This window comes from Xanthomonas sp. F14, from assembly GCF_014199865.1.
The window spans coordinates 187,480-208,662 of record NZ_JACHOM010000005.1 but is presented as its reverse complement, the minus strand read 5'-3'; the positions used below and the strand labels follow the sequence as shown (position 1 = coordinate 208,662).

General features: G+C 67.3%; 24 protein-coding genes. 10 read left to right on the top strand and 14 right to left on the bottom strand.

Translation table 11 applies throughout. The features are described from left to right. Positions 1–166 precede the first annotated feature (166 nt). On the top strand, positions 167–973 hold the full coding sequence (locus tag GGR73_RS17590; RefSeq protein WP_184458131.1) for an SDR family oxidoreductase: 807 nt from the start codon (positions 167–169) through the stop codon (positions 971–973). Between the two features lie 76 nt (positions 974–1,049). Here GGR73_RS17590 and GGR73_RS17585 read toward each other — a convergent pair whose 3' ends face one another. Together GGR73_RS17585 and GGR73_RS17580 are read right to left on the bottom strand one after the other, a co-directional pair. Continuing rightward, positions 1,050–1,763: a pseudouridine synthase gene (locus GGR73_RS17585; protein ID WP_184458129.1), complete on the bottom strand. Its 714-nt coding sequence runs from the start codon at positions 1,761–1,763 to the stop codon at positions 1,050–1,052. Next, entirely contained in the window at positions 1,760–2,827 is a 1,068-nt protein-coding gene (locus tag GGR73_RS17580; protein ID WP_184458127.1) for a class I SAM-dependent methyltransferase, read from the bottom strand. Before GGR73_RS17580 ends, GGR73_RS17585 begins: the two co-directional genes overlap by 4 nt. Before the next feature lie 192 nt (positions 2,828–3,019). On the opposite strand from GGR73_RS17580, the gene GGR73_RS17575 reads away from it, so the two are divergent. Next, positions 3,020–3,280 carry a hypothetical protein gene (locus GGR73_RS17575; protein WP_087962350.1) on the top strand — a complete coding sequence of 87 codons (261 nt, stop codon included), beginning with the start codon at positions 3,020–3,022 and terminating at the stop codon, positions 3,278–3,280. A 109-nt stretch (positions 3,281–3,389) separates the two neighbouring features. Here GGR73_RS17575 and GGR73_RS17570 read toward each other — a convergent pair whose 3' ends face one another. The 5 genes from GGR73_RS17570 to GGR73_RS17550 all read right to left on the bottom strand — a co-directional run bounded on the left by GGR73_RS17570 (position 3,390) and on the right by GGR73_RS17550 (position 8,110). Next, positions 3,390–4,724: a PQQ-dependent sugar dehydrogenase gene (locus tag GGR73_RS17570; protein ID WP_024940276.1), complete on the bottom strand. Its 1,335-nt coding sequence runs from the start codon at positions 4,722–4,724 to the stop codon at positions 3,390–3,392. 87 nt (positions 4,725–4,811) lie between these two features. Continuing rightward, positions 4,812–5,120, bottom strand: coding sequence for a DUF3247 family protein (locus GGR73_RS17565; RefSeq protein WP_016903450.1), 309 nt, complete (start codon positions 5,118–5,120; stop codon positions 4,812–4,814). Positions 5,121–5,245: 125 nt separating this feature from the next. After that, on the bottom strand, positions 5,246–7,279 hold the full coding sequence (locus GGR73_RS17560; protein ID WP_104568920.1) for a hybrid sensor histidine kinase/response regulator: 2,034 nt from the start codon (positions 7,277–7,279) through the stop codon (positions 5,246–5,248). Positions 7,280–7,386: 107 nt separating this feature from the next. Then, a complete protein-coding gene (locus GGR73_RS17555; RefSeq protein ID WP_016903448.1) occupies positions 7,387–7,677 on the bottom strand; it encodes a hypothetical protein in 291 nt (96 codons plus the stop codon). Continuing rightward, positions 7,664–8,110 carry a hypothetical protein gene (locus GGR73_RS17550; RefSeq protein ID WP_180970435.1) on the bottom strand — a complete coding sequence of 149 codons (447 nt, stop codon included), beginning with the start codon at positions 8,108–8,110 and terminating at the stop codon, positions 7,664–7,666. Before GGR73_RS17550 ends, GGR73_RS17555 begins: the two co-directional genes overlap by 14 nt. 249 nt (positions 8,111–8,359) lie before the next feature. Between GGR73_RS17550 and GGR73_RS17545 the strand changes: the two genes are divergently transcribed. Beyond that, positions 8,360–8,935, top strand: coding sequence for a DUF3016 domain-containing protein (locus tag GGR73_RS17545; protein WP_024940281.1), 576 nt, complete (start codon positions 8,360–8,362; stop codon positions 8,933–8,935). Positions 8,936–9,083: 148 nt separating this feature from the next. Here the strand turns inward: GGR73_RS17545 and alr are convergent, their stop codons facing one another. Continuing rightward, positions 9,084–10,184 carry an alanine racemase gene (alr, locus tag GGR73_RS17540; RefSeq protein ID WP_184458125.1) on the bottom strand — a complete coding sequence of 367 codons (1,101 nt, stop codon included), beginning with the start codon at positions 10,182–10,184 and terminating at the stop codon, positions 9,084–9,086. Then, complete coding sequence (locus tag GGR73_RS17535) at positions 10,184–11,473, bottom strand: D-amino acid dehydrogenase (protein ID WP_184458123.1); 1,290 nt, start codon at positions 11,471–11,473, stop codon at positions 10,184–10,186. The genes alr and GGR73_RS17535 overlap by 1 nt, the downstream gene beginning before the upstream one ends. A gap of 148 nt (positions 11,474–11,621) precedes the next feature. Between GGR73_RS17535 and GGR73_RS17530 the strand changes: the two genes are divergently transcribed. Next, positions 11,622–12,101, top strand: coding sequence for an Lrp/AsnC ligand binding domain-containing protein (locus GGR73_RS17530; RefSeq protein WP_024940284.1), 480 nt, complete (start codon positions 11,622–11,624; stop codon positions 12,099–12,101). Between the two features lie 39 nt (positions 12,102–12,140). On the opposite strand, the gene GGR73_RS17525 is transcribed toward GGR73_RS17530, so the two are convergent. After that, on the bottom strand, positions 12,141–12,572 hold the full coding sequence (locus GGR73_RS17525; protein ID WP_102580606.1) for a hypothetical protein: 432 nt from the start codon (positions 12,570–12,572) through the stop codon (positions 12,141–12,143). A gap of 422 nt (positions 12,573–12,994) precedes the next feature. Between GGR73_RS17525 and msrB the strand changes: the two genes are divergently transcribed. The 3 genes from msrB to motB all read left to right on the top strand — a co-directional run bounded on the left by msrB (position 12,995) and on the right by motB (position 15,924). Then, complete coding sequence (gene msrB, locus GGR73_RS17520; RefSeq protein ID WP_039525207.1) at positions 12,995–13,459, top strand: peptide-methionine (R)-S-oxide reductase MsrB; 465 nt, start codon at positions 12,995–12,997, stop codon at positions 13,457–13,459. Between the two features lie 403 nt (positions 13,460–13,862). Next, complete coding sequence (gene motA, locus GGR73_RS17515) at positions 13,863–14,717, top strand: flagellar motor stator protein MotA (RefSeq protein ID WP_024940287.1); 855 nt, start codon at positions 13,863–13,865, stop codon at positions 14,715–14,717. Positions 14,718–14,727: 10 nt separating this feature from the next. After that, positions 14,728–15,924 carry a flagellar motor protein MotB gene (gene motB, locus GGR73_RS17510; RefSeq protein ID WP_184458121.1) on the top strand — a complete coding sequence of 399 codons (1,197 nt, stop codon included), beginning with the start codon at positions 14,728–14,730 and terminating at the stop codon, positions 15,922–15,924. Here the strand turns inward: motB and GGR73_RS17505 are convergent. Then, positions 15,899–16,123: a hypothetical protein gene (locus tag GGR73_RS17505; protein ID WP_184458119.1), complete on the bottom strand. Its 225-nt coding sequence runs from the start codon at positions 16,121–16,123 to the stop codon at positions 15,899–15,901. The two genes, motB and GGR73_RS17505, sit on opposite strands and share 26 nt — an antisense overlap. A 281-nt stretch (positions 16,124–16,404) precedes the next feature. Here GGR73_RS17505 and GGR73_RS17500 point away from each other — a divergent pair, with 281 nt between their 5' ends. Beyond that, on the top strand, positions 16,405–16,986 hold the full coding sequence (locus GGR73_RS17500; RefSeq protein WP_184458117.1) for a hypothetical protein: 582 nt from the start codon (positions 16,405–16,407) through the stop codon (positions 16,984–16,986). A 9-nt stretch (positions 16,987–16,995) separates the two neighbouring features. Continuing rightward, complete coding sequence (locus GGR73_RS17495; protein ID WP_024940290.1) at positions 16,996–17,280, top strand: DUF4031 domain-containing protein; 285 nt, start codon at positions 16,996–16,998, stop codon at positions 17,278–17,280. Positions 17,281–17,927: 647 nt separating this feature from the next. Here GGR73_RS17495 and GGR73_RS17490 read toward each other — a convergent pair. Further along, complete coding sequence (locus GGR73_RS17490) at positions 17,928–18,479, bottom strand: DUF6630 family protein (protein ID WP_024940705.1); 552 nt, start codon at positions 18,477–18,479, stop codon at positions 17,928–17,930. A gap of 163 nt (positions 18,480–18,642) precedes the next feature. Here GGR73_RS17490 and GGR73_RS17485 point away from each other — a divergent pair, with 163 nt between their 5' ends. Beyond that, entirely contained in the window at positions 18,643–18,909 is a 267-nt protein-coding gene (locus GGR73_RS17485; protein ID WP_016900894.1) for a DUF3297 family protein, read from the top strand. A 421-nt stretch (positions 18,910–19,330) separates the two neighbouring features. Here GGR73_RS17485 and GGR73_RS17480 read toward each other — a convergent pair whose 3' ends face one another. Next, positions 19,331–20,092, bottom strand: a complete 762-nt coding sequence (locus GGR73_RS17480; protein ID WP_016900895.1) for an ABC transporter permease — start codon at positions 20,090–20,092, stop codon at positions 19,331–19,333. Beyond that, complete coding sequence (locus GGR73_RS17475; RefSeq protein WP_054593062.1) at positions 20,089–21,033, bottom strand: ABC transporter ATP-binding protein; 945 nt, start codon at positions 21,031–21,033, stop codon at positions 20,089–20,091. Before GGR73_RS17475 ends, GGR73_RS17480 begins: the two co-directional genes overlap by 4 nt. Positions 21,034–21,183 lie beyond the last annotated feature (150 nt).

Genomic DNA, 21,183 nt, shown 5'->3' with positions numbered 1-21,183 from the left:
CGCGTGCCTGAAACGCGCAGCGATGCCGGCGCGCAGCGGCACGGCATGACGCGATAACGGCGGGCAAGCCACCAATCTGCATGCCTCGCGCGCGGCGATCGCGTTGCTACGGCCACCACGGCGCCCGCGTTACAGTGCGCGCGACCTCACTCCCCTGGTGCGCCCGATGCCCCTGACCCCCGCCGTCTCCGCATGGAATCCCTCCCCGTTGCAGGACCGCGTGGTGGTGATCACCGGCGGCGCCCAAGGCATCGGCCGTGGCATCGCGCAGGCGGTGCTGGGCGCCGGTGGCAGCGTGGTGATCGGCGACCTGGATGCCGATGCCGGCAAGGCCTGCCTGCAGGAGTGGGCATTGCCGCGACGCAGTGCCTTCGTGCGGTGCGATGCCGCGCGCCCGGCCCAGGCAACGCGCCTGATCGCCACCGCGCTCACCCGCTTCGGGCGACTCGATGGCCTGGTCAACAACGCCGGCGTGGCCGATCCGCATGTGCCGCCATTGCCGCAATTGGACTGGGACGAGTGGAATCGCAGGCTGGCCAGCCTGCATGGCGCCTTCCTGTGCAGCAAGCAGGCCTTGCCCGCATTGGCGCAGGCCCAGGGCGGCGGTGCGATCGTCAACATCGCCTCCACCCGCGCCTGGCAATCCGAGCCGCATAGCGAAGCCTATGCCGCCGCCAAGGGCGGGCTGGTGGCCTTCACCCACGCCTTGGCGCTGAGCGAAGGCCCGCAGGTGCGCGTCAACAGCATCAGCCCGGGCTGGATCAGCACCGACGCCTGGCGCGCACCGGCGCGCCGGCGCACACCCAAGTTGTCGCGGCGCGACCATGCCCAGCATCCGGCCGGACGGGTCGGCACACCGGAAGACATCGCGCAACTGGCGGTCTATCTGCTGTCGCCGCAGCTGTCCGGCTTTGTGACCGGGCAGGACTTCATCGTCGATGGCGGCATGTCGCGCAAGATGCAGTACGTCTGAGGCATTGCCGCGCACGCGGCCTGCAGTAGACCGCGCAGGCCCGGAGCGCCGCAGGCGCAATCACTAGCGGCGCGGCTCAGGCCTGCTCGTTGCGGCCGAACAACACCGCAAGATCTCCGGCCTCCAGCGCGCGCCATTGCCCGGACGGCAGACCGTCCAGCGCCAAGCCACCGATGCGGCTGCGGTGCAAGGCCACCACGTGATTGCCGGCGGCGGCGAACATGCGCCGCACCTGGTGGTAGCGGCCTTCGTGCAGGGTCAGGCGTGCCTCGCGTGGGCCGAGCACGTCCAGTTCGGCCGGCAGCAGCGGCTTGGTTTCGCCTTCCAGCAACAGCGTGCCGCTGGCAAACAGCGCCGCCTCGTCGCCACGCAGGTCCTCGGCCAGGGTGACGTCGTAAACCTTGTCCAGCGCCGACTTGGGCGAAATGATCCGGTGCAGCAGCGCGCCGTCGTCGGTCATCAGCAACATGCCGCTGGTCTCGCGATCCAGCCGCCCCACCGGCGCCAGCACCGGTGCGCGCGAACGGAAGCGCGGCGGCAGCAGTTCGTAGATCAGCCGGCCGGTGTCCTTGGTCGAGCAGGTGTAGCCGCCGGGCTTGTGCAACAGCAGGCTGAAGCCCGCTGGCGGATCCAGCGGTTCGCCATCGATGCGGATCACATCGTGCTCCACCTGGTCGTCGGCATACAGCACCTCGCCGGCGGCGTCGGTGACCGCGCCCTGGCGAAACAACTGGGTCACCTGCTTGCGGCTGCCGTAGCCGAGGTTGGCGATGTGCTTGACCAGCTTCATGCGCGCGCTCCGCGGCCACGGATGGCGGAAATCAGCTTGAAACCGTCGCGTTCGGCGGCCACGCGCACCTGCCCGAAGCTTTCGTTGAGCACGTACTCGTAGGGCAGATGCCGGTTGGCGACCAGCAGCAGCTGCCCACCCGGGCGCAACGCCTGCGCGGCCACGGCGATGAAGCGCTGGCCGATATCCGGGCGATCGGCACGCGAAGGCGTGTGGAACGGCGGGTTGCTGACGATGAAATCGTACTGCGCCCCCAGGCCGGCGGTGACGTCGCGCCAGTGGTACTGCAGCTGCGCCGGATGCGCGATGGCCTGCAGATTGCGCCGCGCCAGGGTCAGCGCGCGCGCCTCGGCCTCGTACAGATCCAGCCCGGTGACCTTGGGGCAGCGCGCCAGCACCTCGGCCGACAGATAGCCAAAGCCCGCGCCCAGATCGGCGCCGTGTCCGGCCAGGGTGCTCGGCAGATGCTCGACCAGCAGCGCCGAGGCAGGGTCGATGCGGTCCCAGGCGAACACACCGGGGCGACTGACGAAGCGCCCGTCCAGAATGGGGCGCGGCGCATCCAGCGCGGCCCAGCGCGCCTGCAGCACCGCATCGGTGTCGGCAGGCAGCGGCGCGCTCCAGTAGGTGCGGCAATGGTGCTTGGTCAGGCTGCCGGCCAGGCCAGTGAGCTGACGCAGATCCGCCTCGCCCGAGCGCGCGCCCTCGTTGTTGGACTGGCAGGCCACCACGCGGCCGCCCGGGGCGGCCAGCGCCACCGCGCGCGCGAACAGGGCACGCGCTTCCTCGCGTTGCCGCGGCGGCAACACCAGCACCAGGGCATAACGGGTGCTGTCGGCCTCGATCTCGCTCTCTTCGCGCACGTTCCAGCCGTTGCGCTCCAGCGCTTCGGCGAAGGGACGAAAGCTCTGCTCGCAGGTCAGCGCATCGGCAGCCGCATGCTCGCGCAGCGGGAACCCGTCGCGCGCGCGCAGGAACAGCACCGGGCCGCTGGGCCATGGCAGCACGCCCTGGGCGAAGGGCAGAAACAGAGCTTGAAGCGGGGCATCGTGCGGGCCAGCCATCGGATCATCGGGTCGGGAACAGGCCGCCATTGTAAGGGAGCGCTGCGTGCTGCCCGCCCTGGCGCCCGCTTGGGCGGGCATTCGATTGCGTGATCTGCAGACGGCGGCCCTTCCAATGTCTATACGGTCTATTGATGCGCACGCAACATCCGCCCGCCTAGGCTGGAATCACACCAATACCGGAGAGACGCGATGCGAGCCCTGTTCGTAGGTGGAGTGGTCGACAACAGCGAAATGGATCTGGATGACACCCCGCCACCGATGCACTACCCCGAAAACACCGGTGCGGGCCGGCCGCGTTATCGCCTGCACCAGGTCGGCGAGCGCGACGATGGCAGCGTGGCATATGCGGTGTATGGCGCCCCGGAAATGGCCGATGACGACATCAGCCGGATCACCGAAGAACGTGGCTATGCGCGCCGCTTCAGTGCTTCGCCCGAACCGCCGCGCTGAGCGTGGGCGCATTGGCTTGGCACCGCGCACGATCGCGGCACACGCATGGAAAAACCGGGCCTGGGCCCGGTTTTTTCGTTTGAACGCCTGAGCCAGCGGGTTGTCTGGATCAGCGCGCCTTGGGTGTCACCCGCCAGATCACATTGCCGACATCGTCGGCCACCAGCAGCGCTCCGGTATTGTCCGGGCTCACGCCCACCGGTCGCCCCTGCGCATTGCCTTCGGCATCCAGAAAACCATCCAGCACCGTGATCGGCGTGCCGCTGGGCTTGCCGTCGACGAACGGCACGAACAGCACCTTGTAGCCACTGGGCGGGTCGCGATTCCACGAGCCGTGCTGGCCGATGAAGGCGCCCTGGCGGAAGCGCTCCGGCAGCAGGCTTCCGCTGGCAAAGCTCAGACCCAGCGAGGCGGTATGCGGGCCCAGCGCGTAGTCGGGCTTGATCGCCTTGGCCACCAGCTCGGGGTTCTGCGGTTTGACCCGCTCGTCCACATGCTGGCCGTAATAGCTGTAGGGCCAGCCATAGAAGCCGCCGTCGCGCACCGAGGTCAGGTAATCCGGCACCAGATCGCTGCCGATCTCATCGCGCTCGTTGACCACCACCCATAGCGACTTGCTCTGCGGCTCCCAGGCGGTGCCGACCGGATTGCGCAGGCCGCTGGCGAACACGCGGCTGCTGCCGGTGGCCGGGTCGATCTCCAGGATCGCGGCGCGGTTGAGTTCGGCCTCCATGCCGTTTTCGGCCACGTTGCTGTTGGAGCCAACGCCGACATACAGCTTGCTGCCGTCGGCGCTGGCCAGCAGCGACTTGGTCCAATGGTGATTCAGGCCGCCGGGCAGGTTGGCCACGAAGGTCGGCTTGGCGGTGATATGCGTCTCGCCGGGCTTGTACGGAAAGCTCACCAGCGCATCGGCATTGGCCACGTAGAAACGATCGCCGATCAGGGCCATGCCGAACGGGGAAAACAGCCCGCTGATGAACTGGGTGCGCACTTCGGCCACGCCGTCGCCATCGGCATCGCGCAGCAAGGTGATGCGGTTGGCACTGGGCACCACGGCGCCGGCCTTGCTCATCATCGCGCCCTGCACCTTCTTGCGGATGCCGCCGCCTTCGGCGTCTTCCGGCTTGGGCGGCTCGGCGGTCTCGGCCACCAGCACGTCGCCGTTCGGCAGCACATAGACCCAGCGCGGGTGATCCAGGTCGCGCGCAAACGCGGCAACCTGCAGGTCGTCGGCGGCGATCGGCTTGGCGTTCTCGGTCCAGCGCTTGACCGGCGCCACCTTGACAGTGGGGATCAGGCGTTTGACCGGCTCGGGCAATTGCGGGTTCGGCCCGGTCCCTTGTTCGATGGCAAGCGTGGCGGTATCGCCGCAGGCGGCGAGGAGGGCGACGGTCATTAACGACAGCGGCCAGCGGGCGAGCTTCAACGCGGGAGCATTCATTGCGCGATCGATCCTGAACAGTTACGACAATCGGCCATCATGCCGTCAACGCCACGACGAGAAGTAAACACATCGTCAATGCGTGACTCAGGGAGCCGCTTGCGGATCGCTGCCCAGCGGCAAGGGGTGCACTGCCACGATGCGGTCCATCCAGATCCAGTGCGGCTCCTGCGCGGCATCCAGTTGGTCGATACGCAACTGGCCGTTGAGGCCTTCGCGCTGCTGGTCGTCCAGATAGGTCTGGATGCTCGGGCGCACGGCGACGGTGCCGCTGATCATGCTGCCGTCGTCGAGCTCGACGCGCACGCGCTCCTGGCCACCGAGCAGCGACACCCAGTGTTCGAGCGTGGCGATCTGTACTTGTTCCGAATAGACATGCGGGGCGTATCTGGACATGGCGTCATCTCCATCGAAGGAATGCACCACGCTAGGCCATCGGCCGTGAAAGAGGCAGTAAACAGCCTCTTTCACCTGTGCTTGTCAGCCGGAGCGGCGGCGCCACGTCGGCGGCGCCTGCCGTCTCACTCCACCGATTCGCGCGCGGCGCGCACCGCGGTGACCAGTTGGGCGACGCTGTAGGGCTTGGCCAGATGCTCCTGGAAACCGGAGTCCAGCGCGCGCTTGCGATCGTCGTCGCGTGCCAGGGCGGTCACTGCCACGGCCGGCAGTGCCGCCGCGTCCAGCCCCATGTTCTCGCGCACGGTGCGGATCAGCCCGTAGCCGTCCATGCCCGGCATGCCGATGTCGGTCAGCATCAGGTCGAAGCGTGCATGGCCGCGGTGATCGATCAATGCCAGCGCATCGGTGGCGCTGCCGGCGGTGACCACTTCGGCGCCCTGCTCTTCCAGCAGGCGGCGCAGGTAATCGAGCATGTCCGGCTGGTCTTCCACCGCCAGCAGGCGCAAGCCATTGAGCGCGCGCGCTTCGATGATCTGTTCGGACATCAAGCGCCGGCGCAGTTCGCGCCGCGGACGCCTGGCCTGATCGGGAATATGCTCCGGCAGGCGCACCGTGAAGGTGGCGCCCTTGCCGCGACCGCCGCTGGTGGCGCTGACCTGGCCGCCATGCATTTCCACCAGCTGCTGCACGATCGCCAGGCCCAGGCCCAGCCCACCATGCTGGCGCGTGGTGGTGCCATCGGCCTGACGGAAGCGGCCGAACAGATGCGGCAGGAACTCCGCTGCGATGCCGTCGCCCGAATCGCGTATCGCGACCAGCAGGTGGCCGTCGTCGCGTTCGATGGTGACATCGATACGGCCATGTGCCGGGGTGAACTTGATCGCATTGGACAGCAGATTCCACAGCACCTGCTGCAGCCGCGTGGCATCGCCCAGCACCAGGCACGGCGTGGACGGAGCATGCACCTCCAGCACCTGGTCCTTGCCTTCGGCAGCCAGCTCTTGGGTGTTCAGGGCCTCGCGCACCTGTTCGACCAGATCCAGCGACTCGACCTCCAACTGCACCTTGCCCAGCAGCATGCTGCTGAGGTCGAGCATGTCCGAGATCAGGCGTTTCTGCGCACGGGCACTGCTGGCGATCACCGACAGGCCCTTGTAATTGGGATGACCTTCCTCGACCCGCTGCAGCAGCAGCTCGCTCCAGCCCAGGATGGTGGTCAGCGGCGTGCGCAACTCGTGCGACAAGGTGGCCAGGAACTCGTCCTTCAGCCGCGCCATGCTCTCGGCTTCGTTGCGTGCGCTGCGCTCGGATTCGAGCAGCTGCTCGCGTGCCAGTTCGATCTCGCGTTGTTCGGTCACGTCCGGGCTGCTGCCGGCCAGGCCGATGAAGCGCCCGTCGGCCGAATAGCGCGGCGTGGCGGTCATTTCGATCCAGCGCCACTGCCCGTCGTGGCGGCGCGCGCGCACCAGTGCATGCAGGCCGCGCTGTTCTTCCAATGCGGTGGCCAGTTCGAACTGGAAGATCGACAGGTCGTCCGGATGCAGCAACTCGCTCCAGGCCGACACCGTGCCGCTGGAAATGTCGATGCCGAAAAATTCGCCATAGGCACTGTTGACGAAGCGCACCACGCCTTGCGCGTCCAGTACCCAGACCGGCATCGGCAGGCCGTCGGCCAGGGCGCTGAAACGTGCCTCGCTCTCGGCCAGCTCGCGCTCCACCCGCTTGCGCTCGGTGATGTCCATGAACAACACCGCCACCCGCGCCTGCTCCGGCTGCCCGACCCGGAACGCATCCACCGAGTACCAGCGGCGCAATGCCTTGGCCTGCATTTCGAAGTGGATGCGGTTACCCGTGCGGGCGACATGGCCGTAGCGGTCGAACCATTCCTGTTCGTGATCGACCAGCATGCCGCGAATGGACACGTTCAATACATTGGACAGGCCGGTGTAGCGCTCGAACGCGCCATTGGTCATGCGGATCACGTAATCGACGGCCTTGTCGCCATCGAACACCATATCGATGACGCAAAACCCCGCATCCAGATTATGGAAGATCTCGTGGTACATCCCCGGGTCGAGGAAGGGCTCGGCGAGGGCTGCCGGGTGGCTGGTGGCCAGATCGGGGCTGGTGGTCGAGGTGCTCAAATCGGGATCCAGGGGTGGTGCCAGGGCGGATGACGGGCAGATGAAACCACGCCCGGTGTCGTCAGCGGGTGCACAGCCGGCCGACCCGGTTCACGCGCGTGCCGCCGGCTCCCCAGGGATCACCACAGCAGCGCCGCGCACAGCGCGATGCATGCCGCCAGCACCACGATCCCGGCGATCACGCCGCGAAACACCCACTCGCCTTCGCGGCGCAACTGCTCGTCCATCCAGCGCTGCGCTTCTTCGCGCCAGGCGGTGGAACGCGCGTACTCGGCGTCCAGCAACAGCAACCGCACCCGCGACAGGCCAAGTTTGGCGCATTCGCTGCGGCAGCGCTCGCTGAAACCATCCTCGCCGGTGGCGACCTGTGCGCCCAGCGGCAACTGCAGTTCGAGTTCATGCCTGGACATAACGGGGGCGCTCCTGATCAAGCTCGTGTTCCAGCGCCATCCGCGCCAGTTGGGTGTAGTTGGCGCGTGGACCCTGGCCGCGGCCGGTGAGCATTCCCTGGTAATCCAGGTCCTGCCAGACCCGCCCGGTCCACTCGACGCAATCCTCGGCGATCACCAGCATCAGCGAGTAGCGGTATTCCAGCCCGTTGGCGGCGGTGTAGGCGTAGACCGGCGGGAACTGCACCGCCACATCGCCCTGGCGCGCCAGCGCGGCCAGGTGTTCGCGCAAGGCATCGCGCGGCGAGGCTCCCGGTTCCATCCGCAGCGCGCGGGTCGCCAGGTCCAGATCCACATCGCTTTGCAGGGCGACGAAGGCGGCGGCCCCGGTGGCGGGGTTATGGCCGTGTTGTTTCGCCCAGTCGATGAACTGCAGGCGCACGTCCGACGGCAGGTGTGCCGGCGCCGAAGAGGCTGACTTTGTGCGGAAAGAGTGGGTGTCCATGCTGGCGATCTTCCGGGCTGCGCCGTGAAGCGCAGGCGCAGGCGCGGTGAACCCGCCGTCATGGCGCCAGCGCTGCGGATTAACCGCGTGGCAATGGCCGGCCAGCCCTTGCGTGGCAAGCGTTGCCGGCACGCAGACGCGCCCCCACACTGCAAGGACGCCCGGTACGTCCACGTACCTTCCGCTTGGAGACTTTCCATGAAACGTTCCAGCCTTTGCGGCGCCAGCCTGTTGCTGGCAGGACTGCTCGCGGCAACCGGCGCGCAGGCACGTGTACGCAACGTCACCGACCCGCAGGCGCCACGCGCGCTGACCGGCGATGGCAAGGTCGATGTGCGCTGGACCGACCCGGCGCAGTTTTCCGAAGTGCGCTTCAGCGGCAACCGCTGGGAAGCGCAGCGTGGCGACTGGGTGACCCAGCTGGCGACTTATTTCCAGCAGAGCGCCGCGCGCAAGCTGCCCGACGGCCAGCGCCTGAGCGTGACCATCACCGACATCCGCCGCGCCGGCCAGTACGAGCCCTGGCACGGGCCGCGCATGCAGGACGTGCGCATCGTCAAGGACATCTACCCGCCGCGCCTGAGCTTCAACTACACGCTGACCGGCGCCGATGGCCAGGTGATCGACCAGGGCGAACGCAAGCTGGTGGATTCGGCGTTTCTGATGAGCGGCCCGCGCCTGACCGACAGCGACCCGCTGCGCTTCGAAAAGGCGATGATCGACGACTGGGTGCGCAAGCAGTTCCGCGGCGACCGGAGTACTGCCGGGCTGTGAGCTGCCGCTTCAAGCCCCTCTCCGGTCGGCAGAGGGGTTGGGGTGAGGCACGGAGCGAAGCCCACGCGTTGTTCCAAGTGCATGTGGCTTCGCACGTCCCCTCATCCGCCCCTTCGGGGCACCTTCTCCCGATGGGAGAAGGGACATCTCACCGCGTGACTCCCTCGCCCACTGCCGCCTCACCCACATACGTCCGCGGCACGCGCTTGAGTCCACACAGCAGTTGATACGCGCTGACATTGCACTGTGTCGCCAACGGGGAGACCCGCGGCGCATCGCCCCACAGCTGCACTGACGCACCGATGTCGGCCTGCGGGTGCTCGGTGAGATCCACGGTCAGCATGTCCATCGACACGCGCCCGATCAGCGGGCAGACCTGTCCATCCACCAGCACCGGGGTGCCGTTGGGGGCGAACTGCGGATAGCCGTCGGCATAGCCGATCGCCACCACGCCGACGCGAGTCGGACGCTCGGCGACGAAGCGGGCGCCGTACCCCACCGGCTCGCCGGCCGGCAGCTCGCGCACGGAGATGATGCGCGAGCGCAGCGTCATCACCGGGCGTAGTTGCGCGGTGGTGTCGGTGTCCTGCGGGAACGGGTTTGCGCCGTACAGCATCAGCCCCGGACGCGACCAATCGTTACGCAGCGCCGGCCAGCCGAGCAGGCCGGGCGAATTGCGCAGGCTGGTTTCGGCCTGCATGCCGCCTGCGGTGAGCGCGAACGCCACCGCCTGCTCGTCGGTGCGGCTGCACTCCAGCTCGTCGGCGCGCGCCAAGTGGGTCATCAGCACCAGCGAGGCGATCTGCGGCAGCCCGCGCAGCCGCAACCACGCCGCACGAAAGTCTTCCGGTGACAGGCCCAGGCGATGCATGCCGCTGTCCAGCTTCAGCCAAACCCGCAACGGACGCGGGCTCTGGAACTCGGCCAGCGCGCGCACCTGCTGCGGCGTGGCCACCACCGTCCACAGATCATGCTCGGCAATCAGGCGCAGTTCGTCGTGTTCGAAGAACCCTTCCAGCAGCAGGATCGGCGCACGGATGCCGGCCTGACGCAGCTCCAGCGCTTCTTCGATGCAGGCCACCGCAAAGCCGTCGGCCTCGCCGTCCAACGCCTGCGCGCAGCGCACCGCGCCGTGGCCGTAGGCATCGGCCTTGACCACCGCCAGGGCCTTGCTGCCGCCCAGGCGCTTGGCCAGGCGGTAGTTGTGACGCAATGCGTCCAGGTCGATCAACGCTTGCGCAGGACGCACTACGCGGCCTCCTGCTGCGCGCGGGCGCTGCGTGGCGACAGGTAACGGAAGATGTCCAGGCCTTCGCTATCGATATCGGGCGTACGGCCCTGCATCAGGTCGGCCAGATAGCGGCCCGAGCCGCAGGCCATGGTCCAGCCCAGGGTGCCGTGGCCGGTATTGAGGAACAGGTTGGCATACGGCGTGGCGCCGACCACCGGCGTACCGTCCGGCGTGGCCGGGCGCAGGCCGGTCCAGAACTCGGCCCGGGCCAGATCGCCGGCACCGGGGAACAGGTCGTTGACCACCATCTCCAGCGTGGCGCGGCGGCGCGGATTCAACGACAGGTCGAAGCCGGCCACCTCGGCCATGCCGCCGACGCGGATACGGTCGTCGAAGCGGGTCAGCGCGATCTTGTAGCTCTCGTCCAGCACCGTGGAGGTCGGCGCGCGCGCGGCATCCACGATCGGGATGGTCAGCGAATAGCCCTTAAGCGGATACACCGGCAGGTGCAGGCCGAGCGAGAGCAGCAGGTCGGCCGAATAACTGCCCAGCGCCAGCACGTAGCGGTCGGCGGTCTCGATGCGGCCATCGATCTGCACGCCGGTGACGCGCCCGCCTGCGTGCTGCAGATGCTCGACCTGCTGCCCGTAGCGGAACTCCACCCCCGCCTGCGCGGCCAGTTCGGCCAGGCGCTGGGTGAACAGCCGGCAGTCGCCGGTCTGGTCCTCGGGCAGGCGCAGGGCGCCGGCCATCTGCGCGCCACCGCCGGCCAGGCCCGGTTCGAACTGGGCGATCTGCGCCGGGGTCAGCAGCTCGTAGGGCACGCCGTACTGGGCCAGCACCTCAATGTCCTGCGCGGCGGCATCCAGTTGCTGCTGGGTGCGAAACAGCTGGGTGGTACCGAGCTGGCGGCCTTCGAACTCGATGCCGGTGCTGGCACGCAATGCGTTCAGGCAATCGCGGCTGTAGTCGGACATGCGCACCATGCGCGCCTTGTTCACCGCATAGCGCTCGGCAGTGCAGTTGCGCAGCATCTGGCTGAGCCAGGCCAGCTGACGCAGGTCGCGGGTGGGCCGGATCGACAGCGGTGCATGCTGCTCGAACAGCCACTTCACCGCCTTGCCGGGCACACCGGGCGCGGCCCACGGCGAGGTGTAGCCGAACGACAGCTGGCCGGCATTGGCGTAGCTGGTTTCCAGCGCCGCCGCCGGCTGGCGGTCGACCACGGTGACCTCGCAACCGGCCTGTGCCAGATACCAGGCCATGGTGGTGCCGATAACGCCACTACCGAGAATGAGCACCCGCATGTCGTTCTCCTGGAAAGGGTATTCCCCCACAACCAGGCGCCGAGGGGGACAGTTAGACGCAGTATATTGCGAGCCAGGCAGTGCCATTTCTGGAATCAGCCTGCCTTGGCAGTGAATCCTCCTGTCAAACCCTGTGGAAGCAGACCCGATGACGACCCGCACCCGCGAGCTGGACAAGATCGACCGCAAGATCCTGCGCATCCTGCAGCAGGAGGGGCGGATTTCCTTTACCGAACTGGGCGAGCGGGTGGGCCTGTCGACCACGCCCTGCACCGAGCGCGTGCGCCGGCTGGAGCGCGATGGCGCCATCACCGGCTACTACGCGCGGCTGGACCCGCACTATCTCAAGGCCAGCCTGCTGGTGTTTGTGGAGATCAGCCTGGCCTACAAGTCCGGCGACATTTTCGAGGAGTTCCGGCGCGCCGCGCTCAAGCTGCCCAACGTGCTGGAATGCCATCTGGTCTCGGGCGATTTCGACTACCTGCTCAAGGCGCGCATCAGCGAGATGGCCTCCTATCGCAAGCTGCTCGGCAGCACCTTGCTGACCATGCCGCATGTGCGCGAGTCCAAGAGCTACATCGTGATGGAAGAGGTCAAGGAGACCCTGGCGTTGCCGATCGAGGGCTGAGATTTGGGAGTCGGAATTGGGGATTGGTAACAGCGCGGGTCAGCGCACCACGCGCATGCCGTCGCCGGCCGGGACCGCGTCGTAATAGCGCCCGGTCTTGGTATCCAGCACCCGGTTGGCGCCGGCCGGCTGCATGCCCTGCAGCAAGCGGCCATTGCGGTCGTAGACCATCGGCGCGCTGGCCGGCGCAACCTGGCTGCCGGCCGGCGCCACCGGCGTTTGGGCCGGGCCACGGGTCGGGATGGTGGGCGCGGACGGGCGCTGGCCGAGCTGCGATGGCACCGGAGCCGTGGCCGGCGCGGGCTGCACTGCGCGCGGCGCGGTCAGCGTGGGCTGGGCGGGCGTCGGGCTGGTGATCGGCTGCAGGGTATTGGACGAGCGTGTGCTGGTGGCCGATTGCGCTGCCGCAGCGCCAGCGGCAGCCAGCAGGCCGCACAGCAGCAGGCCGCGCGTTGAAGAAAGGATCGCCATGACGGACACCGTGCTTGATCGAGGAGTACTCACTGGATGGGGGCGCCGGCGTGTTGCGGCAATACGCGGGATCGGCTGCGGGATGAACGCGTTCGCCAGATGATCACGGCGCGAAAAACACCTCCTTTTTTCATCGGGACGATGTGGCGCGCAGCGCCGGATGAGGGTGCGTGAAGCCTGGCAATCAGTACTGCGTCATGGCTTCGCCACCTTACCCTCGCCCCAACCCCCGCTCCGCGCCCCGCCCCGCCCTGCGCCAGCGGCGCAGGCGCACCAAGGCACGCGCGCCAGTGGCGCGCAAGCTGTGCCGTGGCGCCCCGGCGGGAGAGGGGCTTTGTCCCGGCACGCTTGAACCACGCCGACAGCGCCCACATCACGGGTGCAGGCGCGGCACCCTGCCAGCGCGCGCATGCGAGAACCCCATGAGCCAGTTCGATCTGACCCCTCCCTCCCCCGCCCAACGCGACGCCCTGATCGCCGGGCTCAGCGACGAGGAACAGCGCGTGCTGCTGCACCATGGCACCGAAGCGCCGTTCTGCGGGGTGTTCCTGGACAACAAGCTCGACGGCGTCTACACCTGCCGCCTGTGCGGGTTGCCGCTGTTCCGCTCCAGCGCCAAGTTCGAATCCGGCACCGGCTGGCCGAGCTTCTTCGCCCCGTACGACACCGCCCATGTGCGCGAAATCCGCGACACCAGCTACGGCATGATCCGCACCGAGATCGTCTGCGCGCGCTGCGACAGCCACCTGGGCCACGTGTTCCCCGACGGCCCGCCGCCGACCGGCGAACGCCACTGCCTGAACTCGGTCTCGCTGGGCTTTACCGAAAATGGCCAGGCCCTGCCCAACCCCTTGCAGCGCGCAGGCGCCGAAGCGCAACCGGCCTGAGCCGACGCATGCATCCGGCCCGGAGGGATTCCGTGCCGGATGCATGCCTGCAACACCTGCGCCCACTGGCAGGCGCTGCCGCGTCGCCGACGCAATGTAGCGACCCCGACAAGGCGTCGAACCACCGCTGTAGCCAGGCGCGATTCACCTGAGCAAGGCTAGGTCACGATGAGCGTTGCAGGGATTGCTTGCAGTAGGCAGCCGCGCCGCAAAGCCATTCAATCAAGGGCTGGAACGGCCTGAGCGCACCTGGCGCTAGCAACGACAGCGCCGCAACCTGCCGCGTGAAGATGCGATGCACCGAGCGATCGTTCAGTTACACCGCACACCTTCACGCCGTGCGCTTCAAGAATCCGCCGCGCAAGCCGAAACAACAGCAACCCTGTTTGCTTTTGGCTGCGCCATGCTCATCATCATCGGCTTCATCGTCGTCATCGTCAGTGTCCTCGGCGGCTATGTGCTGTCGCATGGCAAGCTGGGCGCGCTCTGGCAGCCGTACGAGCTGATGATCATCGGTGGCGCGGCGTTCGGTGCGTTTCTGGTCAGCACGCCCGGCAAGATCGTCAAGGAGACCTTCAGCAGCATCCTGGGCGTGTTCAAGGGCCCGCAGTACAAGTCCGACGATTACAAGGACACGCTGAGCCTGATCTACGAGCTGCTCAACAAGGCGCGCCGCGATGGCTTCATGGCGCTGGAAGATCACGTCGAAAAACCGCAGGACAGCACCATCTTCGGCAACTACCCCAAGGTGGTCGCCGACCATCACCTGCTGGACTTCATCACCGACTGCCTGCGTCTGATGATCGGCAGCAACATCGAGCCACACGAGCTGGAGCCGTTGCTCGAGCTGGAGCTGGAAAAACATCACCACGAAGCGCTGGCGCCCTCGCATGCGCTGAGCAAGGTGTCCGACGGCCTGCCCGGCTTCGGCATCGTGGCGGCCGTGCTCGGCATCGTGATCACCATGGGCTCGATCGGCGGGCCGATCGAGGAGATCGGCCACCACGTCGGCGCCGCCCTGGTCGGCACCTTCCTGGGCATTTTGCTGGCCTATGGCTTCGTCGCACCGCTGGCCGCGGCGATGGAAGCGCGCGCCGAGCAGGACGGGCGCATGTACGAGGCGGTCAAGACCGCGCTGCTGGCCTGCCTGCGTGGCTACAACCCGAAGATTGCGCTGGAATTCGCGCGCAAGACGCTGCCCTCCAACGTGCGTCCGAGCTTTGCGGATTTCGAAACGCACCTGAAGACGATCAAGTAGGACCGCGGTCATGGCCGAGGGCAAATCCACCGTCGTCATCCGACGGGTCAAGAAGGTGCAGGGCGGCGGCCATCATGGCGGCGCCTGGAAGGTGGCGTTTGCCGACTTCGTGACCGCGATGATGGCGTTCTTCCTGGTGCTGTGGCTGATGGCCGCCACCACCAAGGAGCAGCGCGCGGCGATCTCGGAATACTTCCGCAATCCCAGCCCGTTGTCGGGCAAGTCGCCGGCCCCCTCCCCGGGCATGAACGGCCCTGGTGGCGCCAGCACCTCGATGATCAAGCTCGGCGGCACCGCCGACATGGCCAAGGGGCAGAAGGACGAGATGGGCCGCAAGCGCGACAACGCTGCCGACACCAACGAAGACAGCCGCGCCAGGGACAAGAAGCGCCTGGAAGCGCTGATGCAGGACCTGAAAGAGGCCATCGACAAGAGCCAGGCGCTGGAGCCGTTCAAGGACCAGTTGCTGCTCGACCTCACCCCGGACGGCCTGCGCATCCAGATCGTGGACAAGCAGAACCGGCCGATGTTCGACATGGGCCGCGACCAGCTCAAGCCGTACACCGTGGCGATCCTGCGCGAGCTGTCCAGCTTCATCAACCAGGTGCCCAACCACATCAGCATCACCGGCCACACCGACACCACCGCCTACAGCAGCGATACCGGTTACACCAACTGGGAACTCAGCGCCGACCGCGCCAACGCCGCGCGCCGTGCGCTGGTGGGCGGCGGCATGGACGATGCCAAGGTCACCCGCGTGGTGGGGCTGTCCTCGTCGGTGCTGTTCGACAAGACCGACCCGCAGAACCCGATCAACCGCCGCATCAGCATCGTGGTGATGACCCAGGATGCCGAACAGGCCGCGCTGGCCGGCGCCGGCCAGGGCATTGCGCTGGGCAAGCCGACCCACGATGCCGACACCCATGTGCCGGATCTGAGTGCCGCAGCAACCGCCACCACCGCGGTGGGGACCCCGGCCGCGCTGCCTGCGGCAGGACCCAGCGCTGCTGCGCCGACGGGCGGACCTGCGGCTGCGGCCAGCGCCACATCGCCCGCTGCAGCGCCCCCGGCCACCAGCGCCGCGCCGGCGGCACCGCGCGTCTCCACGCGCAGCCAGGTGGCTTCGGCCACCGCACTGGCCAAGGCTGCCGAAGCCGCCGTGGCCGCACCGCGCACTGCGGTCAGCGAAGTACCCGCGCGGCGCTGACGGCGTCTGCGGGAACTTGGCCTGAGGTTGCCTGGCGGTTTTTGGCGTTCTTGGCGTTCTTGGCGTTCTTGGCGTTCTTGGCGGTTGCGGGCAGCGGGCAGCGGGCGGCGGCAGACGGCAGACGGCAGACGGCAGACGGCAGACGGCAGACGTTATCGTGCATGTCGAATCCGATGTGCATCCCGAACTTGATTTGCATCCCGGATCTGGTCGCCCTGCGGGCTGCTTGTCGGGCTTGTAGGGCTTGTCGTCCTGAATGCCGATCCTGACCGGCAATCGCGCGTTGGCGCTCCGACAGACCCGCGGTGCCAGCCGCTGCAGCCTGTCCGACATATCGGCGTCAGCGGCCTTCGGAGCGCCGGAAGCGCCGACAGCAGCATCCCCCGGCGCGGCCGGCGTTCATCGGCCTGGCGGAGGTACCCGAGCCGGGTCACGCGCAAGCGCCTAGAATGGTCGGCCATTCCCAGCGTCGAGAACACCGTGTCCCGCAATTCCAAGGCCAAGCGCGACAAGCGCAAGAAGTCCCAACCCAAGCGCCCGATCGTCCGTCTGGGCCAGGCGCCGCAGATCGCCAACCATGCCGTGCTGCAGGATGCCGACGGCCGCGTGGTCGCTGCGATCGGCTTGCAGAACGGCAGCGAATGGCTGCTGTCGATCGGCGGCCAGACCATGGGCAGCGCCGACAACCCGGTGCCGATGCTGGCCATGCTCAAGCACCTGGCCAATCTGCAGGAGAAGGAAGGCAAGACCATCTCGCTGGAATACTCCACCCAGCTGCAGCAGATGATCGACGACCTGGCCGCCGAAGACGGCAAGACCGCCGAGGAATACCTGACCACGCTGGTGTCCGAGTTCGAGAACAGCGACGCTGAAGGCGACGACGGCGAAGCCGAAGACGCAGACGCCGAGGCAGGCGATGCCCCGGCAGATGCCGATGCGGACACCGATGCCGATGCTGATGCCAGCGCCGAAGACGCCGCTGCCGACACCGCAGGCGACGCGTCGCAGGACGACGCCGACGACGCAACCGACGACGGCAAGAAGAAGGGCAAGAAGGCCTAAGGCCTGCCCGTGGCCGTCTACGTCGACGATGCGGTGCATCCGTGGCGCGAGCAGCGCTGGGCGCACCTGCTCGGCGATACGCTGGACGAGCTGCATGCGATGGCGGCGCGGCTGGGCATTCCCCGCCGCGCCTTCCAGAACAAACTCAGCGGCGCGCACTACGACGTGTCCGCAACGCTACGCGCCGAAGCGATCGCGCTCGGTGCCATTGCGATCTCCCGTCACACCGACCGCGCCCTGCTCAAGGCCTTGATCGCCAACGCGCGTGCACAGGCGCGCGGCGAGGCGCCTTGAGGCGGGGATTGGGGAGTCGGGATTGGGGAGTCGTAACGGCGATCGCCACAACCTGATTGGCGGCGCGCCGTTGTAGGAGCGCGCCCGAGCGCGAGGACCCGTCCCGGTAACGCCCGTCGCGCGCAGGCACGCTCCTACGTGGCAAGCGCTGGCCCGTTCATGCGTCCTGGCCTGGAGGCCTGCAACTTCCAGCACCCATGATGACGGCATCCCTCTGCACATGACGGCACGCCGTTGTAGGAGCGCGCCTGAGCGCGAGGAGCTGTCGCGGTAATGCCCGATCGCGCGCGGGCACGCTCCTACGTGGCAAGCGCTGGCCCGTTCATGCGTCCTGGCCTGGAGGCCTGCAACTTCCAGTACCCATGATGACGGCATCCCTCTGCACATGACGGCACGCTGTTGTAGGAGCGCGCCCGAGCGCGAGGAGCTGTCCCGGTAACGCCCGTCGCGCGCAGGCACGCTCCTACGTGGCAATCGCCGGGCTGTGGACCATGCCTGCGCGGCAGACCTTAGTGGCCACCAGGCGCTTGGCATGCTGCTGCGGCAGCACGCACCACCGCGGCTCGACACAACCACACCCACACATCGTTCCTGCGAATCCCGAATCCGGAATCCCCCAATCCCGATTCCCCAATCCCGGCCCCGCCTCAGAACGCTTCGTTCCCCAGCCGCACTTCCACCCCCAACAGCGAGGTCAGCGCCAGCATGGCGTCGTCGTCGCGGCTGAGCGCGATCCAGCCGGCATAGGCGTCGCCGCCGGTGTTCCAGTTCCACAGCGAGTAGCCGTGCTCGCGCAGACGATCAAAGGCCACCGCCATCAGGTCGGGCACACTCAGATCGCTGGAAAACTCCTCGTCATCCAGGTCGCCGCCCCAGTCGATGCGCAGGTTCCAGCGCGCGCTGAGTTCGTCGATGGCGGCAATGAACGCGTCGGTGTCCTTCCAGTCCACGAAAAAGCCCGAGCGCCAGTCGATCGCATCCTTCAAGGCCCACAACCAGGCATCGTCGCCCTCGTCGTCGTCCAGGTCGGCCTGTGCCTCGCGCCAGGTATCGAACTGGCCCAGGGCGGTGTCTTCGTCGCCGGGATTGATCAGCACCAGCAGATTCCACACCCGCGCCGGGTGGTCGTCGACATCGTCTTCGTCGCCTTCGGGCTGCAGGCCTTCGTCGTCTTCGTAATCGGCGCTGTTATCGGGCATGGCGGTCTGGTTCCAGGAGTGCAGGCGTGAAGTGTGAGGCCTGACGGGGCGCAAGCAAACCGCCCGGCGCGTGCGCCGGCAGCGCCGGGGCTGATCTTCGCGGCGCGGGCCCGTATCCTGTGCGGCCGAAGACGGCCATCCCGGCCGCCATGACGCCTTTCCCATGAGCGATACCCCTCCCGATCATCTGGCCATCGATGCACGCAGCCCGTTCCACAATGCCGATGCGCTCAGCCGCGGCGTCGGCGTGCGCTTCAACGGTGTCGAACGCGACAACGTGGAGGAGTATTCGGTCAGCGAAGGCTGGATCAAGGTGCAGGTCGGCAAGGCCCGCGACCGTCGCGGCAACCCGATGACGATGAAGATCAAGGGTGAGGTGGTGGCCTACTTCCTGGACACCAAGAGCGACGCCAAGCCGGCTGCCGAATAAGAGCGGCTGACACCACCACGTCACGCCGGGCTACTGCAGGCCGGCTGCCCTGTGCCGTGGCTGCAGGGCCCTGGCCCGCCCACCCTCGCCGGGCACGCTGCAAGTACGTCCTTGCATAAGCGCTGGCGCGGCATCCATGCCGCATCAGCGCTGGCGACTGCGAGAGGGCGAGGACCATCGGAGGTGGTCGTTTCGTTGCGCAGAGCTTTCAATAAAGCAGCCGGCAAACTCTCTGGCGTGGCGCCCTCGCCGATTGCGAGACCGTGGGACGGCATGGATGCGGCTACCGAGTCCCCAGGGCCGGGTTCACGGCGCGTCCCGCGAGCGGCAAGGGCGCCGCGCACTCGCCCCAGTCAACGTTGACCCGGACTGCCGACGGCATCCACCAGGGTGCGGCCGACCAAACCACTGCCGTCACCACTCACGCCTTGAGCCGGTAACCGCTGCGGAAGATTGCCGCCACCACGCCCAGGCACACCAGCAGGAACAGGAAAGTCATGCCGGTGCTCACCGCGATGTGCACGTCGGCCTTGCCGTAGAAACTCCAGCGGAACCCGCTGATCAGGTACACCACCGGATTGAACAGGGTGACCTTCTGCCATAGCGGCGGCAGCATGTTGATCGAGTAGAAACTGCCGCCCAGGAAGGTCAGCGGCGTCACCACCATCAGCGGGATCACCTGCAGTTTTTCGAAGCCGTCGGCCCAGATGCCGATGATGAAACCGAACAGGCTGAAGGTCAGCGCGGTGAGCACCAGAAAGCCCAGCATCCACAGCGGATGCGCGATCTCGTAAGGCACGAACAGCCGCGCGGTGAGCAGGATCAGCAAGCCCAGCAACACCGACTTGGTGGCCGCCGCGCCCACATAGCCGATCACGATCTCCCACCAGGCCACCGGCGCCGACAGCACCTCGTAGATGGTGCCGGCCCAGCGCGGCATGTAGATGCCGAACGAGGCGTTGGAAATGCTCTCGTTGAGCAGGGACAGCATCACCAGCCCGGGAATGATGAAGGCGCCGTAGCTGATGCCGTCGATGTCGCCCATGCGCGAGCCGATCGCCGCGCCGAACACCACGAAATACAGCGAGGTCGACAACACCGGCGAGGCGATCGACTGGGTCAGCGTGCGGAAGGCGCGCGCCATTTCGAAGCGGTAGATCGCCGCGATCGCATGCCGGTTCATGCGCGCACCTCCACGTTGCGGGCGCCATGCACCAGGTTGACGAAGATCTCCTCCAGCGAACTCTCGCTGGAATGCAGGTCCTTGAAGTCGATGCCCTGCTCGTTGAGCCGCCGCAGCAACGCACCGATACCGGTCTGCTCGGCCTGGGTGTCGAAGGTGTAGACCAGGCTGTTGCCGTCGGCCGACAGCTCCAGCGGCAGATCGGCCAGCGCGGCCGGGATGGCCTGCAGCGGCGCCTGCAGGCTCAGCGTGAGCTGCTTCTTGCCGAGCTTGCGCATCAGCGTGTGCTTGTCTTCCACCAGCACCAGCTCGCCGCGATTGATCACCCCGACCCGGTCGGCCATGTCTTCGGCTTCCTCGATGTAATGGGTGGTCAGGATCACCGTGGTGCCCTGCTCGCGCAGCCTGCGCACCATCTGCCACATGTCGTGACGCAGCTCCACGTCCACGCCTGCGGTGGGTTCGTCCAGAAACAGGATGCGCGGCTCGTGCGCCAGCGCCTTGGCGATCAGCACGCGCCGCTTCATGCCGCCGGACAGCGTGGAAATCTTGTTGTGGCGCTTGTCCCACAGCGAGAGCTCGCGCAGCACTGTTTCCAGATACGCCGCATTGGCCGGCTTGCCGAACAGCCCGCGACTGAAGCGCACGGTGGCCCAGACGGTTTCGAACGCGTCGGTGGCCAGCTCCTGCGGCACCAGGCCGATGCTGGCACGCGCGGCGCGGTAGTCGCGCACGATGTCGTGGCCATCGGCCAGCACGGTGCCGGTGCTGGGGTTGATCAGCCCGCAAATGATGCTGATCAGCGTGGTCTTGCCGGCGCCGTTGGGACCGAGCAGCGCGAAGATCTCGCCGCGCCGGATCTGAAGGTCCACCTGCTTGAGCGCCTGAAAACCGCCAGCGTAGGTCTTGCTCAATCCCTGGATGGAAACGATTGGAGTCATGTCTTCTGCACTGGAGCGATCAGCCGCACAGGGTAGGCCGTGCGCCATGAAGATGGGAGAAGTGCGGATGGAATGGTGTCTTCCGGCGCGCGCCGGGAAGCCTCAGCGAACTGGACCGCGCACGCCTGCTGCGTCCGTTAGTCGGCGCAT

What these genes read in the sequence shown, in the direction of transcription:
- GGR73_RS17590 (WP_184458131.1), top strand. Translation starts at nt 167, where the DNA reads ATGCCCCTGACCCCCGCCGTCTCCGCATGGAATCCCTCCCCGTTGCAG.
- GGR73_RS17585 (WP_184458129.1), bottom strand. Translation starts at nt 1,763, where the DNA reads ATGAAGCTGGTCAAGCACATCGCCAACCTCGGCTACGGCAGCCGCAAG.
- GGR73_RS17580 (WP_184458127.1), bottom strand. Translation starts at nt 2,827, where the DNA reads ATGGCTGGCCCGCACGATGCCCCGCTTCAAGCTCTGTTTCTGCCCTTC.
- GGR73_RS17575 (WP_087962350.1), top strand. Translation starts at nt 3,020, where the DNA reads ATGCGAGCCCTGTTCGTAGGTGGAGTGGTCGACAACAGCGAAATGGAT.
- GGR73_RS17570 (WP_024940276.1), bottom strand. Translation starts at nt 4,724, where the DNA reads ATGAATGCTCCCGCGTTGAAGCTCGCCCGCTGGCCGCTGTCGTTAATG.
- GGR73_RS17565 (WP_016903450.1), bottom strand. Translation starts at nt 5,120, where the DNA reads ATGTCCAGATACGCCCCGCATGTCTATTCGGAACAAGTACAGATCGCC.
- GGR73_RS17555 (WP_016903448.1), bottom strand. Translation starts at nt 7,677, where the DNA reads ATGTCCAGGCATGAACTCGAACTGCAGTTGCCGCTGGGCGCACAGGTC.
- GGR73_RS17545 (WP_024940281.1), top strand. Translation starts at nt 8,360, where the DNA reads ATGAAACGTTCCAGCCTTTGCGGCGCCAGCCTGTTGCTGGCAGGACTG.
- GGR73_RS17535 (WP_184458123.1), bottom strand. Translation starts at nt 11,473, where the DNA reads ATGCGGGTGCTCATTCTCGGTAGTGGCGTTATCGGCACCACCATGGCC.
- GGR73_RS17530 (WP_024940284.1), top strand. Translation starts at nt 11,622, where the DNA reads ATGACGACCCGCACCCGCGAGCTGGACAAGATCGACCGCAAGATCCTG.
- GGR73_RS17525 (WP_102580606.1), bottom strand. Translation starts at nt 12,572, where the DNA reads ATGGCGATCCTTTCTTCAACGCGCGGCCTGCTGCTGTGCGGCCTGCTG.
- msrB (WP_039525207.1), top strand. Translation starts at nt 12,995, where the DNA reads ATGAGCCAGTTCGATCTGACCCCTCCCTCCCCCGCCCAACGCGACGCC.
- motA (WP_024940287.1), top strand. Translation starts at nt 13,863, where the DNA reads ATGCTCATCATCATCGGCTTCATCGTCGTCATCGTCAGTGTCCTCGGC.
- motB (WP_184458121.1), top strand. Translation starts at nt 14,728, where the DNA reads ATGGCCGAGGGCAAATCCACCGTCGTCATCCGACGGGTCAAGAAGGTG.
- GGR73_RS17505 (WP_184458119.1), bottom strand. Translation starts at nt 16,123, where the DNA reads ATGCAAATCAAGTTCGGGATGCACATCGGATTCGACATGCACGATAAC.
- GGR73_RS17490 (WP_024940705.1), bottom strand. Translation starts at nt 18,479, where the DNA reads ATGCCCGATAACAGCGCCGATTACGAAGACGACGAAGGCCTGCAGCCC.
- GGR73_RS17485 (WP_016900894.1), top strand. Translation starts at nt 18,643, where the DNA reads ATGAGCGATACCCCTCCCGATCATCTGGCCATCGATGCACGCAGCCCG.
- GGR73_RS17480 (WP_016900895.1), bottom strand. Translation starts at nt 20,092, where the DNA reads ATGAACCGGCATGCGATCGCGGCGATCTACCGCTTCGAAATGGCGCGC.
- GGR73_RS17475 (WP_054593062.1), bottom strand. Translation starts at nt 21,033, where the DNA reads ATGACTCCAATCGTTTCCATCCAGGGATTGAGCAAGACCTACGCTGGC.